20 protein-coding genes are annotated in these 22,697 nt (G+C 73.8%); 9 read left to right on the top strand and 11 right to left on the bottom strand.

Annotation, left to right across the window (positions count from 1 at the left end; genetic code table 11):
• Positions 1–61: 61 nt before the first annotated feature.
• Positions 62–1,177 (bottom strand): bile acid:sodium symporter family protein, encoded by a 1,116-nt coding sequence (locus ACMA1D_RS00540; RefSeq protein WP_414721815.1) that lies wholly within the window; start codon positions 1,175–1,177, stop codon positions 62–64.
• A gap of 217 nt (positions 1,178–1,394) precedes the next feature.
• Between ACMA1D_RS00540 and ACMA1D_RS00535 the strand changes: the two genes are divergently transcribed.
• The 3 genes from ACMA1D_RS00535 (at position 1,395) to ACMA1D_RS00525 (ending at position 5,531) form a co-directional block, all read left to right on the top strand.
• Positions 1,395–2,279, top strand: coding sequence for a LysR family transcriptional regulator (locus tag ACMA1D_RS00535; RefSeq protein WP_414721814.1), 885 nt, complete (start codon positions 1,395–1,397; stop codon positions 2,277–2,279).
• A gap of 465 nt (positions 2,280–2,744) precedes the next feature.
• Positions 2,745–4,568, top strand: coding sequence for an AMP-dependent synthetase/ligase (locus ACMA1D_RS00530; RefSeq protein WP_414721813.1), 1,824 nt, complete (start codon positions 2,745–2,747; stop codon positions 4,566–4,568).
• A gap of 129 nt (positions 4,569–4,697) precedes the next feature.
• Positions 4,698–5,531 (top strand): aldo/keto reductase, encoded by an 834-nt coding sequence (locus tag ACMA1D_RS00525; RefSeq protein WP_414721812.1) that lies wholly within the window; start codon positions 4,698–4,700, stop codon positions 5,529–5,531.
• A gap of 139 nt (positions 5,532–5,670) precedes the next feature.
• Here ACMA1D_RS00525 and ACMA1D_RS00520 read toward each other — a convergent pair whose 3' ends face one another.
• Positions 5,671–6,423, bottom strand: coding sequence for an SDR family oxidoreductase (locus tag ACMA1D_RS00520; protein WP_414721811.1), 753 nt, complete (start codon positions 6,421–6,423; stop codon positions 5,671–5,673).
• A gap of 221 nt (positions 6,424–6,644) precedes the next feature.
• Here ACMA1D_RS00520 and ACMA1D_RS00515 point away from each other — a divergent pair, with 221 nt between their 5' ends.
• Together ACMA1D_RS00515 and ACMA1D_RS00510 are read left to right on the top strand one after the other, a co-directional pair.
• Entirely contained in the window at positions 6,645–7,634 is a 990-nt protein-coding gene (locus ACMA1D_RS00515; RefSeq protein WP_414721810.1) for a LysR family transcriptional regulator, read from the top strand.
• Between the two features lie 348 nt (positions 7,635–7,982).
• Entirely contained in the window at positions 7,983–9,149 is a 1,167-nt protein-coding gene (locus ACMA1D_RS00510; RefSeq protein WP_414721809.1) for a S1 family peptidase, read from the top strand.
• Positions 9,150–9,441: 292 nt separating this feature from the next.
• Here the strand turns inward: ACMA1D_RS00510 and ACMA1D_RS00505 are convergent, their stop codons facing one another.
• The gene (locus ACMA1D_RS00505) at positions 9,442–10,551 is read right to left on the bottom strand and encodes a class I SAM-dependent methyltransferase (RefSeq protein ID WP_414721808.1); all 1,110 of its coding nucleotides are present in this window, start codon (positions 10,549–10,551) and stop codon (positions 9,442–9,444) included.
• Positions 10,552–10,888: 337 nt separating this feature from the next.
• On the opposite strand from ACMA1D_RS00505, the gene ACMA1D_RS00500 reads away from it, so the two are divergent.
• Positions 10,889–11,557 (top strand): hypothetical protein, encoded by a 669-nt coding sequence (locus ACMA1D_RS00500; protein ID WP_414721807.1) that lies wholly within the window; start codon positions 10,889–10,891, stop codon positions 11,555–11,557.
• Positions 11,558–11,592: 35 nt separating this feature from the next.
• Here ACMA1D_RS00500 and ACMA1D_RS00495 read toward each other — a convergent pair whose 3' ends face one another.
• The 4 genes from ACMA1D_RS00495 to ACMA1D_RS00480 all read right to left on the bottom strand — a co-directional run bounded on the left by ACMA1D_RS00495 (position 11,593) and on the right by ACMA1D_RS00480 (position 13,847).
• A complete protein-coding gene (locus tag ACMA1D_RS00495) occupies positions 11,593–11,970 on the bottom strand; it encodes a hypothetical protein (RefSeq protein ID WP_414721806.1) in 378 nt (125 codons plus the stop codon).
• Positions 11,967–12,893, bottom strand: coding sequence for a hypothetical protein (locus ACMA1D_RS00490; protein ID WP_414721805.1), 927 nt, complete (start codon positions 12,891–12,893; stop codon positions 11,967–11,969). Before ACMA1D_RS00490 ends, ACMA1D_RS00495 begins: the two co-directional genes overlap by 4 nt.
• A complete protein-coding gene (locus ACMA1D_RS00485; RefSeq protein WP_349997088.1) occupies positions 12,884–13,429 on the bottom strand; it encodes an RNA polymerase sigma factor in 546 nt (181 codons plus the stop codon). Before ACMA1D_RS00485 ends, ACMA1D_RS00490 begins: the two co-directional genes overlap by 10 nt.
• A 112-nt stretch (positions 13,430–13,541) precedes the next feature.
• The gene (locus ACMA1D_RS00480; protein ID WP_414721804.1) at positions 13,542–13,847 is read right to left on the bottom strand and encodes a 4a-hydroxytetrahydrobiopterin dehydratase; all 306 of its coding nucleotides are present in this window, start codon (positions 13,845–13,847) and stop codon (positions 13,542–13,544) included.
• Positions 13,848–13,916: 69 nt separating this feature from the next.
• Between ACMA1D_RS00480 and ACMA1D_RS00475 the strand changes: the two genes are divergently transcribed.
• On the top strand, positions 13,917–14,720 hold the full coding sequence (locus ACMA1D_RS00475) for a helix-turn-helix domain-containing protein (RefSeq protein ID WP_414721803.1): 804 nt from the start codon (positions 13,917–13,919) through the stop codon (positions 14,718–14,720).
• Between the two features lie 135 nt (positions 14,721–14,855).
• On the opposite strand, the gene ACMA1D_RS00470 is transcribed toward ACMA1D_RS00475, so the two are convergent.
• The 4 genes from ACMA1D_RS00470 to ACMA1D_RS00455 form a co-directional block, all read right to left on the bottom strand.
• Positions 14,856–15,245 (bottom strand): nuclear transport factor 2 family protein, encoded by a 390-nt coding sequence (locus ACMA1D_RS00470; RefSeq protein ID WP_414721802.1) that lies wholly within the window; start codon positions 15,243–15,245, stop codon positions 14,856–14,858.
• Positions 15,246–15,415: 170 nt separating this feature from the next.
• Positions 15,416–17,215: a SpoIIE family protein phosphatase gene (locus ACMA1D_RS00465; RefSeq protein WP_414721801.1), complete on the bottom strand. Its 1,800-nt coding sequence runs from the start codon at positions 17,213–17,215 to the stop codon at positions 15,416–15,418.
• A gap of 544 nt (positions 17,216–17,759) precedes the next feature.
• Entirely contained in the window at positions 17,760–18,863 is a 1,104-nt protein-coding gene (locus ACMA1D_RS00460; RefSeq protein WP_414721800.1) for a DUF5954 family protein, read from the bottom strand.
• Between the two features lie 309 nt (positions 18,864–19,172).
• Positions 19,173–19,619, bottom strand: coding sequence for an ATP-binding protein (locus ACMA1D_RS00455; RefSeq protein ID WP_414721799.1), 447 nt, complete (start codon positions 19,617–19,619; stop codon positions 19,173–19,175).
• A 395-nt stretch (positions 19,620–20,014) separates the two neighbouring features.
• Between ACMA1D_RS00455 and ACMA1D_RS00450 the strand changes: the two genes are divergently transcribed.
• Both ACMA1D_RS00450 and ACMA1D_RS00445 read left to right on the top strand, forming a co-directional pair.
• Positions 20,015–20,914, top strand: a complete 900-nt coding sequence (locus tag ACMA1D_RS00450; protein WP_414721798.1) for an RNA polymerase sigma factor SigF — start codon at positions 20,015–20,017, stop codon at positions 20,912–20,914.
• A gap of 387 nt (positions 20,915–21,301) precedes the next feature.
• Positions 21,302–22,504, top strand: a complete 1,203-nt coding sequence (locus ACMA1D_RS00445) for a L,D-transpeptidase (RefSeq protein WP_414721797.1) — start codon at positions 21,302–21,304, stop codon at positions 22,502–22,504.
• Positions 22,505–22,697 lie beyond the last annotated feature (193 nt).

Here is a 22,697-nt window from a genome sequence, read left to right as displayed (position 1 = left end):
TGCCGGTCGGGGTCGGCGGCCGGGCTCTCGGGGCGGTTGGGCGGTCGGTCGGCCGGGGTTGTCAGCGGCGTGGGTGATCGCGAGGTGGGCTGGCTGGGTGGGCGGCGGGGTTAGTGGCGTGGGTGGGTGGTCGGTTGGCTGACTGGCTGGGCGGGGTCAGCGGTGCGGGTCGTCGGTCGGCTGGATGGTCGGGGGTCGGGGCCCGGCCCGCCCCGCTCGTCGCGTACCGCCTGGCCAGCACCGCGCAGACGATCAGTTGGAGCTGGTGGAAGAGCATCAGCGGCAGCACCACCGGGCCCGCGTCTGCGCCGAACAGGACGCTGGCCATCGGCAGCCCGGCCGCCAGGCTCTTCTTCGAGCCGGCGAAGGTGATCGCCACCCGGTCCTGGCGGTCGAAGCCGAGCCGGCGTGCCCCGTACGCGGTCAGGGTGAGCATCACGGCGAGCAGGGCGGCCTCCACCCCGAGCAACCCACCCAGCCGCGCCCAGCCGACCTGGTGCCACACGCCGTCGGCCGTGCCCTGGCTGAAGGCGGTGTAGACGACCAACAGGATCGAGCCCCGGTCGGCGTATCCGAGCAACTTGCGGTGGCGCAGTACGAACGGTCCCACCCAGCGCCGCAGCGCCTGTCCGGCCAGGAACGGCACGAGCAGGTGGAGTGCGATGGCCAGCAGCGAACCGGCCGAGAAACCGCCGCCGCTCCCACCGAGCAGCAGCCCGGCCAACAGCGGCGTGATGACCACCCCGACCAGGCTGGAGAGGGAGCCGGCACAGATGGCGGCGGGCACGTTGCCGCGGGCGATCGAGGTGAAGGCGATGGAGGACTGGATGGTCGAAGGCACCAGGCACAGGAAGAGCAACCCGGCGTGGAGCTGTGGCGTCAGCACCAGCGGCACCAACCCGCCGGCCGCCAGGCCGAGTACCGGAAAGACCACGAAGGTGCAGGCCAGCACGGTGAGGTGGAGGCGCCAGTGGCGCAGCCCGGCGACCGTCTCGCGGGCGGAGAGCCGGGCCCCGTAGAGGAAGAACAGCCCGGCCACCGCCACCGTGCTGCCACCGTCGGCGACCGCCGCAGCCCGCCCCGTGACCGGCGCCGAAGCAGCCAGCACGACCGTGCCGACCAGCGCCAGCACGAACCCGTCGAGCGGCAACCAGGCAGGCAGGGCGGGGCGACGCATGGGGCTCTCCTTCGGCTGGGGGGTGCTGGGTGGGTGCGAGGGGGCAGTGGGTTGGTGCGGGGGGTGGGTTGGTGCGCGTGGGTTGGTGCGCGTGGGTTGGTGGTCTCCGTCCCTGCGGTCCTCCGTCCGCCACCCTGCCGCACCGGCCGTTCATCGGGAAAGGCGCACACCACGCTCACTGTCATCACGCATGGCGATGACCGGCTACGGTGGCCGCATGTTCGATCCGGTGCAGTTGCGCGCCTTCCGCACGGTGGCGCAGACGCTGAGCTTCACGCAGGCCGCCCAGCGGCTCGGGGTGCGGCAGTCCACGGTCAGCCAGCAGGTGCGGAAGCTGGAGGCGGCGGCCGGCCGGCAGTTGTTCACGCGCGACACGCACAGCGTGGAACTGACCGAGGACGGCGAGGCGATGCTCGGTTTCGCGCGCTCGATCCTCGCGGCCAACGAGCGGGCGGCGAGCTGGTTCGCGGGCAGCCGGCCGCGCGGCCGGCTGCGTTTCGGGGCGTCCGAGGACTTCGTACTGACCCGGTTGCCGGAGATCCTGGAGGGCTTCCGCCGCGAGCACCCACGGGTGGACCTGGAGCTGACGGTCGAGCTGTCCGGGACGCTGCACACCCTGCTTGAGGCCGGACGGCTCGACCTCGTCCTCGCCAAGCGCTCGCCCAACCGGCCGGGCGGGCAACTGGTCTGGCGGGACCGGCTGGTGTGGATCGGCCACGACCGGCTGCGGATCGAGCCGGACCGCCCGCTGCCGCTGATCCTGTTCCCGCCGCCCGGGATCACCCGGGCCCGGGCCCTCGAAGTGCTGGAGCAGCACGGCAGGGCCTGGCGGATCGCCTGTACCAGCGGCAGCCTCAACGGCCTGGTCGCCGCGGCCCGGGCCGGCCTCGGCGTCATGGCCCACACCCGGGGCATGATCCCGCCCGGCCTGGTCAGGGTGCCGGACCGCCATGGCCTGCCGGATCTGGGCACGGTGGAGTTCGCACTGGTCAGGGGCGGGCGAGCGAGCGAGGCCGGCGGTGGAACGGACGCGCTGGCCGCGGCGGACGCGCTCGCCGCGGCCCTGCTCGCCGGCGGGGACCAGCTCCACGGCGGCGGCTGACCCGACCGGCGCCCGCGCACCGCCCCGGCCCCTGACCGGCTCCACCCACGGGCCGACGGGCCACCCCGGCTGGCTGCCTCGGCCCGGGCGGTTGGCCTGACTGGCTCGGTGGCCGGCCGACTCCGCAGGCCGGCCACCCCGGCGGGTGGCTCGGCGCGCCCAGCCGGTCTCCCGCGCAGCCAGCCCCCGCACGGTCCGCACCCCGCGGCCAGCCCCACCCGCCCCGTGCAGAAACCCGGTGCACGGGTGTAGAGCCGCCGTGCCGCGTTCGGAAAGATTCGGTGCAGAATCCGGCCACAGCGAGCGCAGCAGCCCCCTGAGCGCCTGTGGGGGGCTACGAATGGCCCGGTACCACCCCGTTGACCAGCGCTGATGCCATCGGTACCGATCGTGGGAGCGGCCCTGGCCGCCGTCCGTGCGGTCGGCTACGGTCGCGGCGCTGCGTGGAGCCCAAGGAGTGAGCAGGTGCGCGAGTTCACCGTCCCGCCGCTGGCGACGGCGCCCCAGGTCGGAGGTCTGGCGGACGCCGTGTTCGAGCACGCCGCCGACGATCCGGGGCGGGTGGCGCTGGCCCGGAAGGTGGCCGGCGAGTGGCACGACGTGACCGCCGCGCAGTTCCGTGACGAGGTGCTGGACCTGGCGAAGGGGCTGCTCGCGCAGGGCGTGCGGTTCGGGGACCGGGTCGGCATCATGAGCCGCACCCGGTACGAATGGACGCTTTTCGACTTCGCCCTGTGGAGCATCGGCGCCCAGCCCGTACCGCTTTACCCCACCTCGTCCGCCGAACAGGTCCGCTGGATGCTGCACGACGCGCAGGTGCGGGCCTGTGTGGTCGAGCACGAGGACCATGCGATGACGATCGGCTCGGTGATCGATCGACTGCCGCTGCTCACCCGGCTGTGGCAACTGGACGCGGGGGCCGTGGCCGAGCTGGTGGCCGACGGCCGGGACGTGGACGAGGACGTGGTGCACCGGCAGCGGCTGGCGCTCACCCCCGCGTCGATGGCCACCGTCATCTACACCTCGGGCACCACGGGACGCCCCAAGGGCTGCGCCCTCACCCACGCCAATTTCATGGCCGAAACCGATAATGTCGTCGCCCGGTATGAGGCGGTTTTCCACTCCCGGCCGGGCGATGAGGCGAGCACTCTGCTGTTCCTGCCGCTCGCCCATGTCTTCGGGCGCATGGTGCAGGTCGCCGCGGTGCGCTGGCGGGTCAAGCTGGGGCACCAGCCGGAGCTTTCGGCGAGCGCGCTCCTGCCCGACCTGCGCGCGTTCCGGCCGACCTTCATCCTGGCCGTGCCGCACGTCTTCGAGCGGGTCTTCGCCGCGGCCAGGCGTGGCGCCGAGGCGGCCGGCCGGGCCGGCCCCTTCGACAAGGCGGTCGAGGTGGCGGTGCGGCACGCGGAGGCCGACGAGCGCAAGGCGTTCGGCGCCGGCGGCGGCCCGGGCCCCGGCCTGCGGGTGCAGCACCAGCTCTACGAGAAGCTCGTCTACGGCAAGCTGCGCGACGCACTCGGCGGGCGGCTGCGGCACGCCATGTCGGGCGGCTCGGCCATGGAGCGGCGGCTCGGCCTGTTCTTCGCGGGCGCCGGGGTCACCGTGTACGAGGGGTACGGGCTGACCGAGTGCACGGCCGCGGCCACCGCCAACCCGCCGGAGCGCCCTCGTTTCGGCACCGTCGGGCTGCCGGTCCCGGGCACCGCGGTGCGGCTCGCGGCGGACGGCGAGGTGCTGGTGCGCGGCGGGCAGGTGTTCGCCGGCTACCTCGGCGACCCGCGGGCGACCGCCGCCGCCCTGCCCGACGGCTGGCTGGCCACCGGCGACCTCGGCAGCCTCGACGAGGACGGCTATCTGACCATCACCGGGCGCAAGAAGGAGGTGCTGGTCACCTCGGGCGGCAAGACGGTCTCGCCGCTGGCGCTTGAGGGGCGCGTACGGGCCCACCCGCTGGTCGCCCAGTGCCTGGTGGTCGGCGATGACCGCCCGTACGTGGCGGCGCTGGTCACCCTGGACGTGGAGGCGGTCGTGCACTGGCTCCAGATGCGGGGCAAGCCGGTCGTGGAGCCGGCCGTGCTGGTCCGCGACCCCGATCTGGAGGCCGAGGTCAGACGGGCGGTGGTGGCCGCGAACACGCTGGTCTCGCACCCCGAGTCCATTCGCACCTTCCGCATCCTCGCCACCCGCTTCACCGAGGCAGACGGCCTGCTCACCCCCTCGCTCAAGCTCAAGCGGAAGGCGATCGAGCAGGCGTACGCGGCTGAGGTGGAAGAGCTCTACCGCAGTTGACGGAGGCAGGGGAGGGCCCGGGGGCGGGAGGGCCGGAGTCGGAATCGGTGGTGGAACGCGGGAATGCGATCAGCGGGCCGATGGTTGACCGTGGAGTCAGTACACCCCCAACGTAAGGATCAATTGCTCGTGAGCAAGGTCCCCTCAATCACCCTCAACAACGACGTCACCATCCCGCAGCTCGGCTTCGGTGTGTGGCAGGTGGAGAACGAGGCGGCCACCGCCGCGGTGAGCACGGCCCTGGAGGCCGGGTACCGCAGCGTGGACACCGCCGCCGCCTACGGCAACGAGGAGGGCACGGGGAAGGCGATCGCCGAGTCGGGTGTGCCGCGTGAGGAACTGTTCGTCACGACGAAGGTCTGGAACTCCGACCACGGGTACGACGCGACGCTGCGCGCCTTCGACTCCTCGCTGACCAAGCTCGGCCTCGACTACGTCGACCTGTACCTGATCCACTGGCCGCTGCCGGCCCGGGGCACCTTCGTGGACACGTACAAGGCGCTGGAGAAGGTCTACGCCGAGGGCCGGGCCAAGACCATCGGCGTCTCCAACTTCCACCCCGCGCACCTGGAGCGGCTGCTCGCCGAGACCTCGGTGGTGCCGGTGCTCAACCAGATCGAGCTGCACCCGCAGCTCCAGCAGCAGGAGCTGCGCGACTTCCACGCGAAGCACGGCATCGCCACCGAGGCGTGGTCGCCGCTGGGCTCCGGCAAGGGCCTGCTCGACGAGCCGGCCATCGCCGCCATCGCGGCCAAGCACGGCAAGTCGCCGGCCCAGGTCGTGCTGCGCTGGCACCTCCAGCTCGGCACCATCGTGATCCCCAAGTCGGTGACCCCCTCGCGCATCCGCGAGAACATCGACGTGTTCGACTTCGCGCTGGACGCGGACGACCTCGCCGCCATCGCCGGTCTCGACCAGGGCCGGCGCACCGGACCCGACCCGGACACCTTCGACGTGGCCTGAGCCCGTCCCGCTGCCGGGCCGCTGGACGGCGGCCCGGCCGTCCGACCGGTGCACGGCGCCGGCACCCCCAGGTGGGAGGGGTGCCGGCGCCGTCGCCGTGCTCGGGTGCCAACACGGGCGCGCCGGAGCCGGCCGCGGGTCAGCGCAGCGCGTACCCGCCGTCCGGGTACAGCGTCGAGCCCGTCATGTTGCCGTTGCCGAACAGGAAGAGCACGGCGTCGGCCACCTCGTCCTCGGTGCCGATCCGGCGCAGCACCGTCGCCTCGCTGTAGCGGGCGAAGCCGTCCTCGCGGACCTCGGCGGGGCGGCGGCCCCACAGGTCGCCGTCGACGGCGCCCGGCGAGACCACGTTGACCCGCACCGGGGCGAGTTCGACGGCGAGGCCGCGGCCGAGCCCTTCGACGGCCGCGTTGCAGGCCACGTACGCGGGGGCGGCGCCGAACGGGCGCACGCTCGCCGCGCCCGACACCAGCACCACCGAACCGTCGGCGGCGAGCAGCGGCGCCGCGTGCTTGACCGCGTAGTACTGACCCCAGAACTTCGAGGTGAAGGGGGACTCGGCGGCCTCGTCGTCGAGTTCGAGCATCGGCCCGGTCTGGTACGAGGCCGCGGGCGTGAACAGGTGGTCGATGCGCTCCAGCGGGGCGAAGAAGTCGGCCAGCGACGCCTGGTCCGTGGTGTCCACGGTGCGCCAGCTCACCCGCTCCCCCAACGCGTCCGCTACCGCAGCGAGCCGCTCGGCGGTGCGCCCGCCGAGCACCACGTCCGCCCCGGCGGCGACCGAGCGGCGCGCCACCGCGCGGCCGAGTCCGGAGCCTCCGCCGAGGATGACGACGGTGCGGCCGGCGAGCGGCAGGGGGACGGCGGGCCCGGGTGTGTCAGAGGTGGACATCGAGGTCCTTTCGGTGGGTTGTGCGGGGTGTTCCACGGCTTGCCTCGGAATGTGGCCCACCCTTGGCGCGGCAGGTTCGCACGTGCCAACCTCCGCGGCGGTCTGCGAAATTCCGCGCTTCACCACGATCGCCACACATCGCCCGCGGGCGAGGCGGAGGTTACGCGAGAAGGTCGGGCACGTGTATTGCTGCCGCGCTGATGCCGCCATAGCTTTCGGATATGGAGCTTGAGCTGCGGCACCTCAGAGCGATACGCGCGATAGCCGATACCGGGTCGCTGACCAAGGCCGCAGCCTCATTGGGGCTCGCGCAGCCGGCCCTCAGCACCCAACTCAAGCGGATTGAGCGGGCGCTGGGTGGCCCCCTGTTCGTCCGGGACCGCACGGGCGCCCGGCCGACACCGCTCGGCGAGCTGGTGCTCGACCGGGCCAGGGTGTTGTTACCCGCGGTGCGCGAACTCCAGGAAGAGGCCGTACGGTTCGCGAACGCATGGGCGCACATCCAGCGGTTCCGTATCGGCGGCACCCACGGGCCGCTGCTCGGTGGGCTGATCGACCGGCTGGCGACGGCCCATCCGTCCGCCCCGGTCAGCACCTTCACCTCCTGGTCCGTACAGGAGTTGAGCACCATGGTGGTCGAAGGGCGGCTGGACTTCGCGCTCATCGGGGCCTGCGGGCAGAGCCCACCGCCCGCGGGCGACCAACTGACCTGGCAGCTCATCGGCACCGACCCGGTCTTCGTGATGCTGGTCGAAGACCATCCGCTGGCCGGCGAGGTCGAGTTGAAGCTCAGCGCACTGGCCAACGAGTCCTGGACGGACGTACCGGGCGACGGCTGCTTCGCCGACTGCTTCGCCGCCGCCTGCGCACGTGCCGGCTTCACCCCGGTATCGGTGTTCGAGACCGATACCGCGTCCTGTGTACACCTGGTGCAGGTGGGACGGGCGGTGGGGCTGTGTCGGGCCACCTTCCCACCGACGCCCGGCGTGGTCATCAGACCGCTGGCCGGGGCGCCGCTGAGCTGGCGCCATCTGGTCGGCTGGCATCCGGGCGCGCCCGCCGCCGACACCGCGCCCGCGGTCGCCGGGCACGCCAGGGCGGCACACGCGGACGCCGTACAACGCAGCGTGCCGTACGCGACGTGGCTCGACTCGCACCCGCAGTGCAGCGCCGCCTTCGGCACGGCCACGGTCGGCCCCGCCACGCCGTGACCCGCACCCCATCCACACCCGACTCGCTGGCGCTCCCCGCTACCCTCCGCGCCTCTCCCTCCTCCCCCGCCCCGGTGCACCGCCCTCGCGGTCGCGCCGGCCCTCCCCACTCGGCCCCGCCCCATCAATCGGCCGGCCGGCCCAGCCGGCGGGCCGGCCGAAATGCAGCGTTCCGGGATGCTCGATTCCGCTTGAGCCGTGCCAGGCCAGGGCGGGGACAGCCCATCCGGCGGCGGCGCCGCGGCGTGATCCGCGCCATACCTCCGCGATATGAGTGACTTGACAGGTCCACGACGAGCGACGGCCCGGCTTACGGTGACGCCACCCCCGACACGAGGAGAACCCCAGATGCTCCGCAGACGTGGCTTGATCGCTGGTTGTGCCATCGCCCTGAGCGCCTTCTCCCTGACCGCAGTGCCCGCCATGGCCGACAACGGCCCCTCGGCCGCCCCCACATCGGCCCAGAGCGCCACGCCCGAGCTGCCCGCCGGCATGTTGAAGGCCATGGAGCGCGACCTCGGCCTGTCCCCGGCCGAGGCGAAGGCGCGGATAGCGAACGAATACCGGGCCGCCAGCCTGGAGACCAAGCTCCGCGGCACCGTCGGCGCCGACTTCGGCGGTTCCTGGCTGACGGGTGCAGACGCCAAGTTGGTCGTCGCCACCACGGACGCCGCCGACGGCGCCGCGATCACCGCGGCCGGTGCCAAGGCCCACGTGGTCAAGCACAGCCTGAAGGAGCTCGACGCCGCGAAGAGCGCGCTGGACCGGGCCGCCCGCACCAACCCGACCAAGGCGGCACCCGTCTGGTACGTGGACGTCAAGTCCAACAGCGTCGTGGTCCTGGCCTCGGACGCCTCCGCGGCCCACACCCTCATCGCCAAGAGCGGCGCCGACAACAAGCTGGTGCGGGTGGTGAAGTCCGCCGAGCAGCCGCAGACGTTCTACGACGTGCGGGGCGGCGACGCGTACTACATCGGCAGCGGCTCGCGCTGCTCGGTCGGTTTCTCGGTGACCAAGGGCAGCCAGGGCGGCTTCGCCACCGCCGGTCACTGCGGCCGTGCCGGCCAGTCCACCACCGGCTACAACCGAGTGGCGCAGGGCTCCTTCCAGGCGTCCCGCTTCCCCGGTGCCGACACCGCCTGGGTGGCCGTCAACAGCCAGTGGACGCCCCGCCCCTGGGTGAAGGGGCAGAGCGGCAACGTGACCGTCTCCGGCTCGCAGCAGACCGCCGTGGGTGGCTCGATCTGCCGCTCCGGTTCGACGACCGGCTGGCACTGCGGCACCGTGCAACAGCACAACACCAGCGTCAGCTACCCGCAGGGCACCGTCTCCGGCGTGACGCGCACCAGCGTCTGCGCCGAGCCCGGTGACTCCGGCGGCTCGTACATCTCCGGCAGCCAGGCGCAGGGTGTCACCTCCGGTGGCTCCGGCAATTGCAGCAGCGGCGGCACCACGTACCACCAGCCGATCAACCCGCTGCTCAGCGCTTACGGGCTGACGCTGGTCACCGGCTGACCCAGCGCGGCGAGTGCCGGGCCCAGCCCGGCGCCACCGCGCGGCTGACCGGCCCGCTGGACCGGCCGGCAGCACCCAGGGGGTGCCGGCGACCCACGCCGGCGCCCCGCACCCACCAGGCCCGCGCCCCACGTGCCCCGTGCTCCCGGGCCACTCGCACACAGCCCCACCGGTGCCGCCACCCTCCCTCCCGGGGGTGGCGGCACCGGCCGTGTACGGGGCGGTTGGGCCCGCACCGGGTGGCCCGCCGGGCCACAGGAGTGGCAGGGGCCCGCGGGGCCGGCCCGTCGCCCTACGCGTACGCCGTGTGCAGCGTCTCCGCGGTCAGCAGGAAGACGTCCTGGCGGCGTGCGACGCCCGCCGGGTTGGCCGGGTCGATGAGCTGGTCGAGCACCTGCTGGTCCGCGGTGTCCAGGAGTTCGGGGGCCCGTTCCCGCAGCCGGGTGAGGATCGCCGTCAGGTGGGAGCGGCCGGCGGCTGCGAGCGGGGCCGGCAGGTCGAGCAGGAAGCTGCGGCTGGCGGCACCCTTGAGGCCCACCGAGTCGAGCAGTCCGGCCCAGTCCTCGACCATCGGCACCGACCCCGGCAGCCCGGCCCGCATCCCGTTGAACCACTCCTCGGTGGCCGCGGTCAGCCGGGCCTGGAGGCCGGGCCGGCCGAGCCCGAAGTCGCGCGGGAGGAAGCGGATCGGCAGCCCGCCCTCGGACAGGGCGAGCAGCCCGCCAGGGCGCAGCGAGCGGGCCAGCCGCTGAACCACCTCGCGCTGGTCCCCGACGTGGTGCAGCGCCTTGCGCGACCAGATGAGGTCGGCCTCACCGATGCCGGCCACCACGGGGCCGGCGGCTATCTCGGGGGCGCCGCCGCCGGCCGGCCCGTACGCGTCGTCGCCCGGCGTGCGCGGCCCGTTGACGGCGGTGCCCGCCGGCCCGGTCACACCGTGCGGCAGTTCGGCGCGGAGGGTGCCCACCCGGTCGCCAAGTCCCAGCCCGGCGGCCCGCTCCGCCACCAGGTCGAGCAGCGGCTGTGCGGCGTCCACCGCGACCACCTCGGCGCGCGGGAACGCCTCGGCGAGCAGACAGGTGAAGACACCCGGCCCACTGCCGACGTCCAGCACCCGGCGCACCTCGTCGGGGTGCCGGCCCACCGCGCCGAAGCGCTCCCGCAACGAGCCGACCATCTGCTCGGCGATGGGCCCGTACAACTCGGCCTCCGCCACCAGGCGAACCCCCTCGCGCGCCCAGTCCAGGTCGGCGCGGTGGCCGTGGGTGTGACCATGACCGTGGGTGTGGGTGGGGGTGTGACCCTGGCTGTGACCGGTTTCGTCGCCGTGGTCGGGCCCGTCGTGCGGCGGGCGGTCGGCGGACTGCTCGGGGGGCTGCGGATGTACGTGCCGCTCTGCCATGACGGTGCCTCCGGCTCGGGACGGGTGTCGTGGTGCGGTGGTCGCCGTGACCACCGGTGCCGAGCCTGCCGCCGGGCCGGGCGCGGTGGCAATATCCGTTGCCGGTTCGGCAACGCGCGGCCGTACGGGCCGGTGGGTGGGTGTGCACCGGTGCCGCGTACAGGCCGATAGGCAGGTGTGCACCGGTGCCGCGTACGGGCCGGTGGTAGGTAGGTGCCGGCCGATGGCGCCGGGAGGCGGGTCCGCGCGGGCCGTGGGGTGGCCCGGTGCCGGCCGGCCGTTTCGCGGAGTGGGGGAAGCCGCCGCGGGTCCCGGGCCGCTGGGTAGCGTCGGCCGGGTGAATCTCAACCTCGTCAACGACGTGCCCGCCGGTCTGACCCGCCGGGCCAGGTCGTTCGTCAGCGCGCACGGCGTCAAGGCCGACGTCAGGCCCGTGGAGGGGCACCGGCAGTGGTGGCTCGAACGGGACGTCCCCGCGGAAGTGATCGACCGGATGGCCGCCTTCCAACAGCAGTGGAACGGTCTGCTGCTGCCGCCCGGGCCGCAGTACGAGGGAGGCCCCAAGTACCTCGATCCGGACTCGCCCGAGGCGGACTCCACGGGGTGGTGGTTCGAGCCGGGGGCGCCGCGGGCCTCGGTCGCCTACGGGTTCCTGATCAGCCCGTCCGGTGAGTTCGGCATCCACACCGACCGGTGGGTGCCGCTCCACGCCTCCACCGAAGGGTGGGTGGAGTCGGTCGCGCTGGCCCACCACGCGTCCAGGTGGGCGAAGCAGGTCACCCGGCTGACCGGCGACGACGCCGACGGCCTCGATCTGCGCGGCTTCGAGCCGGTGGACGAGGTGCGGGGCCGTGCCGACACCTGGTGGCGGGGCCCCGACTCCCTCGTGGCGCTCTACTCCGGGGAGGCCGAGGCGTTCGACTTCCCCGAGGGGCGCGTCGCGATGGTCTACTCGGGGCTCGACGCGTGGGGGTTGCGGGCCGGCGTCGGGGCGGACGAGGGCTGACACCGCCCGCGCACGGCCGCCTGCCGGGGCCGCGGTCAGACGATGTCGGTGACCGTGATGCTGACGTTCACCCGCGGCTCGGGCGTGGCGTCTGCGGTCAACTCCCGTACGGCCGTGGTGACCGCGGCGCGGACCGCGCGGGTGACGTCGAGCGCCCGGTGGCCGCGGGCGACGGCGAGGTGGATGCGCAGATCCCAGCCCGGCGGGCGCTCCACGCGCTGCGCGCGGACGCCCGCTATCCGGCCCGCGGTGCCCGGCTGGGCGGCGCGGGAGCGCACCCGCACCGCCGCGCCGCGCACCAGATCGCCGAAGCCGGGGCGCAGATAGGCGACGCCCGGGGTGCGCCGGGTGGCGTCGGCCGCCGCCGCGAGCACCCGGGTGTGCTCCGCGGCCTCCTGCTGCGAGGGGATCACGGGTTGCTCCTCTCTTCGGGGCCCGCTGGGTCGCCGGGGCCCGGCCGGCCCCCGCCGCCCGGCCCCGGTGGGTGCGGCGGCTCGTCCGCGCGTGCGTCGCCGAGGTCGTCCCCGATCACGTCCACGACGGACACGTCGATCTCCACGACGTCCATGCCGACCGCGTCGCGGGCCGCATCGGCGACCAACTGCCGTACGAGCGCTGCCAGTTCGGGCACGGTCCAGTCGAGTGCGGCGGTGAGCTCCAGCGTGACGCGCACTGGTCCGCGGTGGCGCGGGGCGCCGGGCAGGAGCGCGCGGCGGGCGGCCGTGGGGTCGGCCGGCATGACCCGGCAACTGCCGGCGAACACGCCGGGCAGCGTCTCGGCCGCCGCCCGGAACGCCCTGGCCGCGGCAACCTCCGCGATCCACGCGTCCTCGGCGACTTCGCCGAGCGGCAGCAGGCGGCCGGGGCGCAGTTCGGTGCGGACCAGGTTCATCACCCGGTCCGTGATCGCGGCGGCCGGCGGTGCCTGCTCGGCACGCGCCTCGCGCACGTACCGGTCGAGCACCCCGAGCCCGGTCAGCGCCTGCTGGCAGTACGGGCAGTGCGCGGTGTGCTCGCGGGGCACCTCCTGGTCCCAGACGGCCGACAGCGAGCGCCCGCACAGCAGGATCTCGTCCTCGCCGCCCTCGTCGTCCTGACCGCCTTCGCCCTCCGGGTGACCATCGCCGCCGGCACCGCCCGCGCCGCCCGCGTCGGGCCCGACATCGGCCCGGCCGGGGGCCGCGGGGGTGGGGGAAGGTTCCCGGGCGGGTGCCGGGTCGTGGGTTGGGCCCGGTTCCTGGGTGGGTCGCGGTTCCTGCACGGGGTTCGGGTCGGGTGTGTGGTGGTTCCGGTCCGGCCCGTCGTCGGGCGGGACCGGGTTGCTGCCTACCGCCATGCGCCCATCGCCTCCGTCAGGTAGCGCCGTGCTCGGAAGATCCGGCCGCGGACGGCCTGCTGACTGATCCGGGTCACGTCCGCGATCTCCTCGTACGACAGGCCGTGCAGTTCGCGCAGCACCCAGCAGGCGCGCTGTTCGGGGGTGAGCCCCTGCAACGCGTCCGAGAGCGCCCGGGCCACCTCGGTGGATTCCGCGGCCCGCACCGGTGACGCCGCGTGCTCGGGCGCGCTCAACTCGGGGACCGAACTGAGGTCCTGGGTGGGACGGCGGGCGCGCAGCAGATTCAGGCACCGGTTGGTGACGATGCGGTACATCCAGGTGGAGAACGCCGCGTCGGCCCGGAACTCCGGGAGCCTGCGCCAGGCGTTCACGAACGCGTCCTGTACGGCGTCCTCCGCGTCCGCCCGGCTGCCGAGGAGCCGGGTGGCCAGGCTGAGCAACTGCCCGCTGTGCCGGTGCACCAGCACCTCGAAGGCGGCCTCGTCGCCTTCCCCGGCCCGTACGGCCAGCAGTTTGTCGCTGGGTTCGGGCACTCACCGGCTCCTCTCGGTCCCCTGCCGTCCGCCTTGCTGCGTCGCGCCTCGTTCGGGGGGTTCGACACGGCGGGCCGCCATCCGTCACGTGTGGCGTGGGCCACACCGCAACCTAGCGTGCTCCGTGTCCCGGGGCGATCTCTGCCAGCCGGCCGGCGAGGGTCAGATCGAGTTCGGTGATCTTGCCGCCGACGCTGTGGGTGTTCACCGTGACCGTCAGCTTGTCGTAGCTGAGCAGCAGGTCGGCGTGGTGGTTCAGCTCCTCCTGGACCTGTGCGACGTGCACCACCATGGCGGCGGCCTGGGGGTGTCCCGGGAAGGCGTACGTACGGGTGAGGTGGTCGCCGTCGACGCGCCAGCCCGGCAGGGTGGACAGGCGCTCCTCGACCTCCGTGTGGGAGAGCGGTGCTACGGCCATGACTACGTCCCCTTCGACGCTGCGGATACTGGCTCACCAGCCTGCCACGCCGCGGGTTACGGTCGGGGGATGACGACTGCCACGGTTGCTCCGGGAGTGGGCGCCCTTCTACGGAGCTGGCGGGACCGGCGCCGGATCAGCCAACTGGAACTGGCGCTGCGGGCCGACTCGTCCGCCCGACACATCAGCTTCATCGAGAACGGCCGGGCCCGCCCGAGCCAGGAGATGGTGCTGCGGCTCGCGGAGCACCTGGACGTGCCGGTGCGGGAGCGGAACGCGCTGCTGGTGGCGGCGGGTTACGCGCCGCACTATCCCGAGGCCGCGCTCGACGATCCGGCCCTGGCCGGGTTGCGCGCCGGGCTCGACCAACTGCTCACCGGGTACGAGCCCTACCCGGCGCTGGTGATGAACGGCCGGTACGAGGTGGTGGCGGCCAACGCCGGCGTCGGGCTGCTGCTGGCCGGCGTGCCGGCCCATCTGACGCGCCCGCCGGTCAACGCCATGCGGGTGACCATGCACCCGGAGGGCATCGCGCGCCGCATCCTCAACTACCGGCAGTGGCGCGCCCACCTGCTGGAGCAGATGCAGCGTCAACTGGCCCTGCTCAGGTCGGAGCCGCTGCGCACGCTGTACGAGGAGGTCAGCGCCTACCCGCTGCCGGAGAACTGCCCCGACGAGCCGCCGGAGACCATCGGGAACCTGCCGTTCGCGCTGCCGATGGTCATCGAGCACGAGGGCCGGGTGCTGTCGTTCATCTCCTCCGTCGCCACGTTCAACACGCCGATGGACGTGACCGTGTCCGAGCTGGCCGTGGAGACCTTCCTGCCGGGCAACCAGGAGACGGCGGCCTATCTGCGCGAGGTGCTGGGGTAGGGCCGCGCCCTCGGAACCCCGCGGCGCCGCGCCCCGTAGTACCCGCGCCCCCGCGATGTGGCCCGTAGCCCGCGGCCCGTGCCCCCCGTCAGCCGGCTCCCGGGCGGCCCCGTGCCCGCCCGGGAGCGTCCCGGTTCAGGCGCCGGGTGCCCGGTCGACGAAGCCGTAAACGGCGCGGATGCGGCCGTCTTCGGCGAACACCGCCACATCGGATCCCGCCACCGGCGCCGACCCGTCGGTCTCGGAGACCAGCTCCCAACTGAAGCGGGCGGTGTGGTGGTGCCCTTCGGCGGCGGCCACCAGCCGGAAGCTGAAGGTGGGGAACTGCTGCTGCGCCCCCGCGATCACGGCCGCGAGCTGGTCGTGGCCGCTGACGTCGGCGAACGGGTCGGTGTACGAGCCGTCCTCGACCCAGGCGGCGGCCACGGCCCGCTGGCGCTCGGCCGGGTCGGTGGCGTTCCAGGCGGCGAAGTACCGGTCGACGGCCGCCTGGTAGTCGATCGCGGCGGTGGTGGGCTGGCTCATGGCATTCCTCCTGGAGAGCGGGCATCGTGACCGGGGCCCGATCCGGAGTGCGCCGGACCGGGTCCCGTTGCCCTCACTCTGCCGGGCAGCCCGGGGCCCGGTCGATTACCTGCGAGGTCATGCCGCGGGCGTCGCCACGCGGGCCGGCGGGCTCCGCCCCGCCCGGACCACTACTGCGGTACGTCCTGCTCCGCCCAGACGATCTTGCCGGTGGGGGTGCGGCAGGAACCCCACTGGCGACAGAGCATGTTGATGAGCTGCAACCCGCGCCCGCCCTCGTCGCTGACGTCGGCGTGCTGGATCTGCGGGAGGTCGGGGCCCCGGTCGGAGACCTCGATCATGAGGCGTTCGTACTGGATGAGCCGCAGTTGGCCGGGGCCCTGCCCGTACCGCAGGGCGTTGCCCACCAGTTCGCTGACGATGAGTTCGCTGACGTCGGCGAGGGCCGACAGGCCCCACCGTTCGAGCTCGCGGGTGACGTGGCGGCGGGCGATGGAGGCCGCGGTCCCGTCCGGCGGCAGGTCCCACACGGTCAGCCGCTCCGGCGGCTGCGCGGCGGTCGCCGCGGTCAGCAGCACCGCCTCGTCGAAGCGCTGGTCACTGCCGGGCAGCGCGGCCAGCAGGCTGCCGTCGTCCAGCCGGTCCGAGGGCATCTGCGCCACCGTGCCGAGCAGCCGTCCGAACTGGGTGTCGCTGTCGTCGTCCCTGGTCTTGATCAGTCCGTCGGTGTAGAAGATCAGCCGGCTCTGCGGCGCGACGCGGATGCGCAGCGGGTCGTACGGGATCACGCCGGCCCCCAGCGGCGCCCCGGTGGGCACCTCCAGGTAGCTGGCCTTGCCGTCGGCCGCCACCAGCAGGGGCGGCGGGTGACCGGCACTGGCCAGCGTGTACGTGTTGTCGGCCGGGTCGAAGACGGCACACAGACAGGTGGCGACCTGGTCGTCCTCCAGGTCGCGGGTGGCCAGGTCGAGCCGGGCCAGGACGCGGTCGGGCGCGGTGTCGAGCATCATCAGGGTGCGGGCGACGGTGCGCAGCCGGCCCATGGTGGCCGCCGCTGTGACGCCGTGGCCCATCACGTCGCCGACCACCAGCGCGCTCCGCCCGCTGGGCAGCGCCATCACGTCGTACCAGTCGCCGCCCACCCCGCGGGCGTCGGCGGCCGGTGCGTAGCTGGCGTGCACGGCCAGGCCCGGGGTGTGCGGTGCGGCGCGCGGCAGCAGGCTGCGTTGCAGCGAGACCACGTGTTCGCGCTCGCGCCCGTACAGCCTGGCGTTGTCGATGAACACGGCCGCGGTGGACGCCAACTGTTCGGCCAGTGCGAGGTCGGTGGTGGTGAACGGGGGGCTGTCGCCGGCCCGTACGCAGTCGGCGCTGCCGAGCAGCAGGCCGCGGGCGATCAGCGGCACGGCCAGGTAGCTGTGCACGCCGCCGCGGCGCATCTTGTCGGCGGCGCTGTCCGTGGAGGCGACCCGTTCGAAGTCCCGGTCGGTCATCCGCGAGACCAGGACCGGCTTGCGTTGCGCCAGGCAGACGGTGGTCAGCAGCGTCTCGCGGTGCGTCTCGTCGCGCACGATGATCTCGCCGACCGGGGAGGGTTCGAGGTCGGCCAGCGCGTCGACGGCCTTGACGGCGATGGCCCGGCGGGCGGCGAGCACGCCGCCGGTGGCGCCGCGGTCGCCCTCCTCGCCGTGCAGCACGGACTCCAACAGATCCACCGCGACCGCATCGGCCAACTGGGGGACGACGAACTCGGCCAGTTCCCGTGCGGTGCGCTCCAGGTCGAGCGTGGTGCCGATGCGGGTGCTCGCGGTGGCCAGCCAGGCCAGCTTGGAGCGGGCGGTGAACTGGGTCGCGGTCTCGCCCGTCGCCCGGCTGGCGCGCAGCCGGCGGCGTGCCGCGGCCCGTCCGCGGGCGGCGCTCTGCGTGGCCAGCCGACTGGTCAGGCGCCGAGTGCGGCTGCCGTCGTTCACCGTGCTGGCCTCCCATCGCGCCCCGGCCGCCGTGCTGCTTATGAGTGTGCCGGTCAGACGGCGGGTGCGCCGCCCGGGCGCCATCCACGGGTGGCTGTTCGAGGTGGTTGTTGGAAGAGCGAGCGTATGTCGCTCTTCTGCAATGTTCAACGGCCGGGACTTGCCCTGGCCATCCTGTGTACCCCGGGTCGCGCCCCGGGCCGACCCGCTCCGCGCCACCGGCTCCCCGCCGGCCGCCCGACCGGCCCGGAGCCGGCGCGGTGCGAGGGGCCCGGCGGGCCACGCACCCGCCGGGCCCCGGCCGCCGGGTCGGGGCCGGTGCGGGGGGTGCTGGTCAGCGGCGGGGGCGACGGTACGGGCCGCCGCACGGGACCGGCCGGGGCGCCCGTCGAGGTGGTCTGCGGGGCGGGTGCGTCCGAGGGGGTGCATGGGCCGTACGGGGGCCGCGGGTCTCGTACGGGGCGGGGTTGCGGTGTTCGCCGCGGGCGCACGGGCGGCGTCCGGCATGTGGGCGGCGGGTGGGTCGGGCGGCCCGGCGGGACGGTCACTCCTTGCGGCGGCGGGCGCGGTGGCGGGCGATCTCGGCCTCAAGGAGTTCGTGCAGGCGGCGTTCCGCCTCGGTCTCCTCCGGGAGCACGTCCTCGTCCGCGTCGGCGTACGCCTGTGCCGCCTCCCGCGACATCAACGTGGGTGCGTGCGGGTCGCGGTCGGAGGGGCGGGGGCCCTCGGGTCCGTCCGGGCCGATGCGCACCAGTCGCTCCACGCGCACCACCCGGAAGTGCCGCCCCGCCACCTCAAGCTCGTCGGCCCGGGTCTCGTCGAGCCGGTCGGCCGCGCTCGCGTACGGCTGCTGCTCCTGGTCGCTGAGGCCGAGCCGCCACGGGATCATCACCCGCAGGCTCATCGCCAGGCCGTCGCGCGCCTGCTGCGGGGTGGCCTCCACCCCGCTGGAGTCGGGCACCCAACGGCCGTCCCTGCGCTCGGACGTCATGAAGCTGGCCGGCAGCAGCACGCCACCGGGGTGGGTCCGGGAGGCGCGCACCGAGTCGTCCCGCACGTCATCGGGTACGGAGCCGGCCTTGCAGACCAGCGAGAGCAGTTCGATCTTGAGGGCGCCCTCGGCGGCTGCGGTGGCCTGGGCCGGGTCCATCACGAAGCCCTCCACGGGGCGGGTGATCCGGTGTGCCTCGCCGGGTTCGGCCGGGTCGGGGTCCGACGGCCGGGGCGGTTCGGGGCCGTCGGGGCCCGAGCGGATGAAGCGCTCGGCCCGCACCACCCGGTAGCGGGCGCCCAGGACGGTCAGCTCGTCCAACGCCTCCCACTCCAGCCGCTCGGCCATCCGCAGGCACTCCACCTGCGCCTCGGTCTCGCCCTCCGCGGCCCGCTGCTTGGCGAGCCTGCGGAAGTGGGCGCCCAGGTCGTCGCGGCAGTCCTGCGGGGTGTGGCCGGTGAAGGAGTCGATCACCTCCCAGCCGCCGGTCTCGCACTCCCGCGCCAGGCCGAACACCGGCCCGCCGAGACCGAGCACCTCCGGGTACGTCGCACGCGCCCGCCACGCCTCGACGTCCGCGAGGGCCTCCACCGGTCCTTCCGGCCCGGAGACCTTGATCATCCGGTACGCGGGTACGTTCTCGCCCATCTCCGCCATGGCCTCAGGATGCCCCCGCCGCTCAGGATGCACCCGGTAGATGCCCGGAACTGACCGCCAAGCGTGCGAACCCGTACGCGCAACGACCAACCCTGTTCGTTCGCCACCCCTGGCCCTCGCGGGGTGGGATCGCACCGGCCGTCCCACCCTGTCGGCCGGAGCGCCGGCCGGACCGTCGGCCGGGTCCGGCCCCGGGGTTCGGGGCGGAGGCGCAGGGCCTGGGCTCGGGGCCTGGGCTCGGGACTCGGCGCCGGGGTTCGGGGCGGTGACTCGGGGCCCGGGCTCACGACGGGCGCCCGGGTCGGGCACTCAGGTCAGCGGCTGCCAGGGCAGGGGGAGCGCCACCCGGATCTCCTTCCCGCCGCCCGGACAGGGCAGGATGTCGACCTCACTGGCCAGCCGGCAGACCAGCGGCCAGCCGTAGCCACCGACGGGCACCGCGGCGGCGCTCTCGCGCGGCCTGACGCGGGGCACCGCGTCGCTGTGGTCCCGTACGCCGAGGCGCAGCACGCCCGCGTCGAGCGCGATCCAGAAGCCGGTGACGCCGCCGCCGTGCCGGATGGCGTTGGTGACCAGTTCCGAGGTGACCAGCAGCGGATCGGCCAGGGCGTCGCTCTCGCGGCCCGCGTCGCTGGGCACGGGGTGGCACCGCCGCACCAGCTCGGTCACCCACTGGCGGGCCTCGCCGGCGGTCCGCGGGACCGCCCGCCGGAAGCCGCGCCGCGGCCGTACCGGACTGTCCTTCGCTGACGTCACACCCCTCACCCCCGTACTGACGCAGTGTCACCCGGTTCGTCTGACGGACCGGTGCTGCGTTCCGTTGTCGCTCACGGTCGCCCGCTGCCGACCGCTGCCGTCGCGGTCGTTGTCCCAGTCGTCGCGGCGGGGCCTTTTGGTTGCCCCCGCGCGGCGTTCTTTTCACTCCCGGGCGTGCGGGCCTCCTCATGGTGCGGTTGCCCGCACCGGGGCAGTACAAGCACCCGGATGTGCCGGGGGCGTGCGCCAGCAGGCCATCTTCCGTGCCGGCGCGCCCTGTTGAGAGGGGATCAGCGCGGTCGGAAAATCGGGGGGCATGACGTGGTTACGGGTGGGTAGGCGCTGCTTCGCCGCCGAACCCGGCGGTCAGCGTCTGCGGATTTCGGGGAGGACCCATGACGGCACAGGTCATGTCCCACGTGCTGGGCACGACGGCGACCGAGCCCGCACGCACCGCGCCGACCAGCGCGGACGTCACTCATCCCGGGGTGGACCTGCCCTTGCTCGCCGAGCCCCACAAGCTCGCGCCGAAGGACGCCAGGTCGCTGTCCAAGCTGTTCTTCGACCGGCTGGCGAGCCTGGAAGAAGGCACCCCGGAGCACCAGTACGCGCGCAACACGCTCATCGAGATCAACATGTCGTTGGTGCGCTACGTCGCCAAGCGGTTCCGGCACCGCGCCGACGAGATGGAGGACATCGTCCAGGTCGGCATGATCGGCCTGATCAAGGCGATCGACCGGTTCGAGCTCTCACGCGAGGTGGAGTTCCCCACCTTCGCCGTGCCCTACGTCGTGGGCGAGATCAAGCGGTTCTTCCGGGACACCACCTGGGCGGTGCACGTGCCGCGGCGGCTCCAGGAAGCACGGGTGGAGCTGGCCAAGGTGACCGAGGAGCTGAGCGGGCGGCTGGGCCGCTCGCCGACGGTCGCCGAGCTGGCCGAGGCCCTGAAGATGACCGAGGAAGAGGTGATCGAGGCCCGGGTGGCGGCCAACGGCTACCACTCCGCCTCACTGGACGCGGCCATCAGCGGTGACGACCAGGACAGCGCGGCGGCCCTCGCCGACTTCATCGGCATGGACGACCCGGCGATGGAGTTGATCGAGGACTTCCAGTCGCTGGCCCCGCTCATCGCCGAGCTCGACGCGCGCGAGCGGCGCCTGTTGCACCTGCGCTTCGTCGAGGAGCTCACCCAGGCGCAGATCGGCGAGCAGCTCGGCATCTCCCAGATGCACGTCTCGCGCCTGCTGGCCCGCATCATCAACCGGCTGCACCGCGGGCTGCTCACCTCGCGGTAGCCCCCGTACGCCCCGGGCCCCGCAGGCCCCGCCGACGCGCCGGCCCCGACCCACCGGGGCCCTCGACCGGCGGGGCGGCGGGGCCCGTGCGCTGTGCGGCTGGCCCCTCGGTCAGCGCACCGGCCGCCCGGCGCGCGCCGAACGGCGGACCGGCCGCCCGGCAAACCGGCCCCCTTGCCGGGCCAGCCACCCCCGCGGACCAGCCGCCCCGACGGACCGGCGACAGGCGGACCGGCGCGCACACGGACGGGCCGCCCCGGCAGCCGCGGCGCGTTCGCCCGCCGGCGGCTGTGACAGCGCTGTTACGCAGTTTTCCGGCCCGCACGGCAACCGACGAGCCGGCGAGGCGCTCTATCCCGTCGACAGCCAGCGCACGGAGGAACCGCCATGTTCGACGCCACCCGCTCATACCGCCGCCTCTCCCCGCAGAGCCGTCGTACCGTCGCCCTCGCCGGCACCGCCGCGCTGGCTGCCGCCGCGCTCAGCGCCTGCTCCAGCGCGGACGCGGACGCGAAGTCCGACAAGCCGGCCACCGTCGCGGTCAACCTGAGCGGCACCAAGGTCCCGGCCGGCCAGCAGGTCAAGGTCACGGCGGAGAACGGCGAACTGACCGAAGTGACGGTCGCCGACGCCAAGGGGACCAAGCTGACCGGGAAGCTCGCCAAGGACGGCACTTCCTGGACCTCGGACCGGGTGACGGCGCCGAGCGCCGCGTACACCGTCACCGCGCACTCCAAGGGCACCGGCGGGGCCGAGGCGACCAAGACCGCCACCTTCCGCACGGTCGCCGCGGGCAAGGTCAACAAGTTGGACTGGCGGCCCGGCGCGGGCGGCACGGTGGGCGTCGCCCAGCCGATATCGATCGTCTTCGACCACCCCGTGCAGAACAAGGCCGCGGTCGAGAAGCAGCTCAAGGTGACGACGTCGAACAACACCGAGGGGTCCTGGGGCTGGATGCAGGACTGGTCGGGCAAGGACCGGGTGGACTGGCGGCCCAAGGAGTACTGGCAGCCCGGCACCAAGGTGAAGCTCGCGGCCCAGCTCGCCGGCGTCAACTCGGGCTCGGCCGGCGGCTACTTCGTCCGCGACTACGCGACGGACTTCACCATCGGCCCGCGCCAGGTGGTCAGCGTGGACCTGGACAACCACCAGCTCACCCTCACCCGGGACGGCCAGCAGGTGCGCACCATCCCGGTCTCCGGCGGCACGCCCGGCGGCGACAAGGCGTCCTGGCGCGGCACCACGGTGCTGATGTCCAAGGAGGGCACCATCAACATGAACTCCGAGACGGTGGGCCTCGGCAACTCGTACAACAAGATGGTCGACTACTCGATGCGGCTGAGCTGGTCGGGCACGTACGCGCACGCCGCGCCGTGGAACGCCGCCTACTTCGGCCGGGCCAACCACAGCTCCGGCTGCATCGGGATGAGCGACGCGGACGCCGCCACGCTCTACCGCGAGGTGCGGGTGGGTGACCCGTTCGAGATCAAGGGCCAGGAGACCAAGGGGCTGATCGCGCCCAACAACGGCTTCGGCGAGTGGAACCTGAGCTGGAGCGACTGGCAGGCCAAGAGCGCACTGCGCGGCTGACCCGCGGCGGCCGGGGCGGACCCCCGTCAGCGCCGGTCCGGCCGCACCGGCCCCGTCCCGCGCGCCAGCCCACGCCGCGCCCGGGCCCCCCGCACGCCGGCCGCACCCACCCCACCCGGCACCGTCCCACCCGCCTCACCCCGCACCACCCGTCCCGGCCCGCCCCGTGCGGGCGGGCCCGGGGGGGGGGGGG

The sequence above is a fragment of the Streptomyces sp. 796.1 genome, from assembly GCF_047525675.1.
Lineage (GTDB): Bacteria > Actinomycetota > Actinomycetes > Streptomycetales > Streptomycetaceae > Streptomyces.
Note: the sequence above shows the minus strand (reverse complement) of the source record. Positions and strands in the feature narration are given on the sequence as shown.

Excerpts from the sequence above, each read along its gene's own strand:
- ACMA1D_RS00540 (WP_414721815.1), bottom strand. The coding sequence starts at position 1,177 with ATGCGTCGCCCCGCCCTGCCTGCCTGGTTGCCGCTCGACGGGTTCGTG.
- ACMA1D_RS00535 (WP_414721814.1), top strand. The coding sequence starts at position 1,395 with ATGTTCGATCCGGTGCAGTTGCGCGCCTTCCGCACGGTGGCGCAGACG.
- ACMA1D_RS00520 (WP_414721811.1), bottom strand. The coding sequence starts at position 6,423 with ATGTCCACCTCTGACACACCCGGGCCCGCCGTCCCCCTGCCGCTCGCC.
- ACMA1D_RS00515 (WP_414721810.1), top strand. The coding sequence starts at position 6,645 with ATGGAGCTTGAGCTGCGGCACCTCAGAGCGATACGCGCGATAGCCGAT.
- ACMA1D_RS00510 (WP_414721809.1), top strand. The coding sequence starts at position 7,983 with ATGCTCCGCAGACGTGGCTTGATCGCTGGTTGTGCCATCGCCCTGAGC.
- ACMA1D_RS00505 (WP_414721808.1), bottom strand. The coding sequence starts at position 10,551 with ATGGCAGAGCGGCACGTACATCCGCAGCCCCCCGAGCAGTCCGCCGAC.
- ACMA1D_RS00490 (WP_414721805.1), bottom strand. The coding sequence starts at position 12,893 with ATGGCGGTAGGCAGCAACCCGGTCCCGCCCGACGACGGGCCGGACCGG.
- ACMA1D_RS00480 (WP_414721804.1), bottom strand. The coding sequence starts at position 13,847 with ATGGCCGTAGCACCGCTCTCCCACACGGAGGTCGAGGAGCGCCTGTCC.
- ACMA1D_RS00475 (WP_414721803.1), top strand. The coding sequence starts at position 13,917 with ATGACGACTGCCACGGTTGCTCCGGGAGTGGGCGCCCTTCTACGGAGC.
- ACMA1D_RS00470 (WP_414721802.1), bottom strand. The coding sequence starts at position 15,245 with ATGAGCCAGCCCACCACCGCCGCGATCGACTACCAGGCGGCCGTCGAC.
- ACMA1D_RS00460 (WP_414721800.1), bottom strand. The coding sequence starts at position 18,863 with ATGGCGGAGATGGGCGAGAACGTACCCGCGTACCGGATGATCAAGGTC.
- ACMA1D_RS00450 (WP_414721798.1), top strand. The coding sequence starts at position 20,015 with ATGACGGCACAGGTCATGTCCCACGTGCTGGGCACGACGGCGACCGAG.
- ACMA1D_RS00445 (WP_414721797.1), top strand. The coding sequence starts at position 21,302 with ATGTTCGACGCCACCCGCTCATACCGCCGCCTCTCCCCGCAGAGCCGT.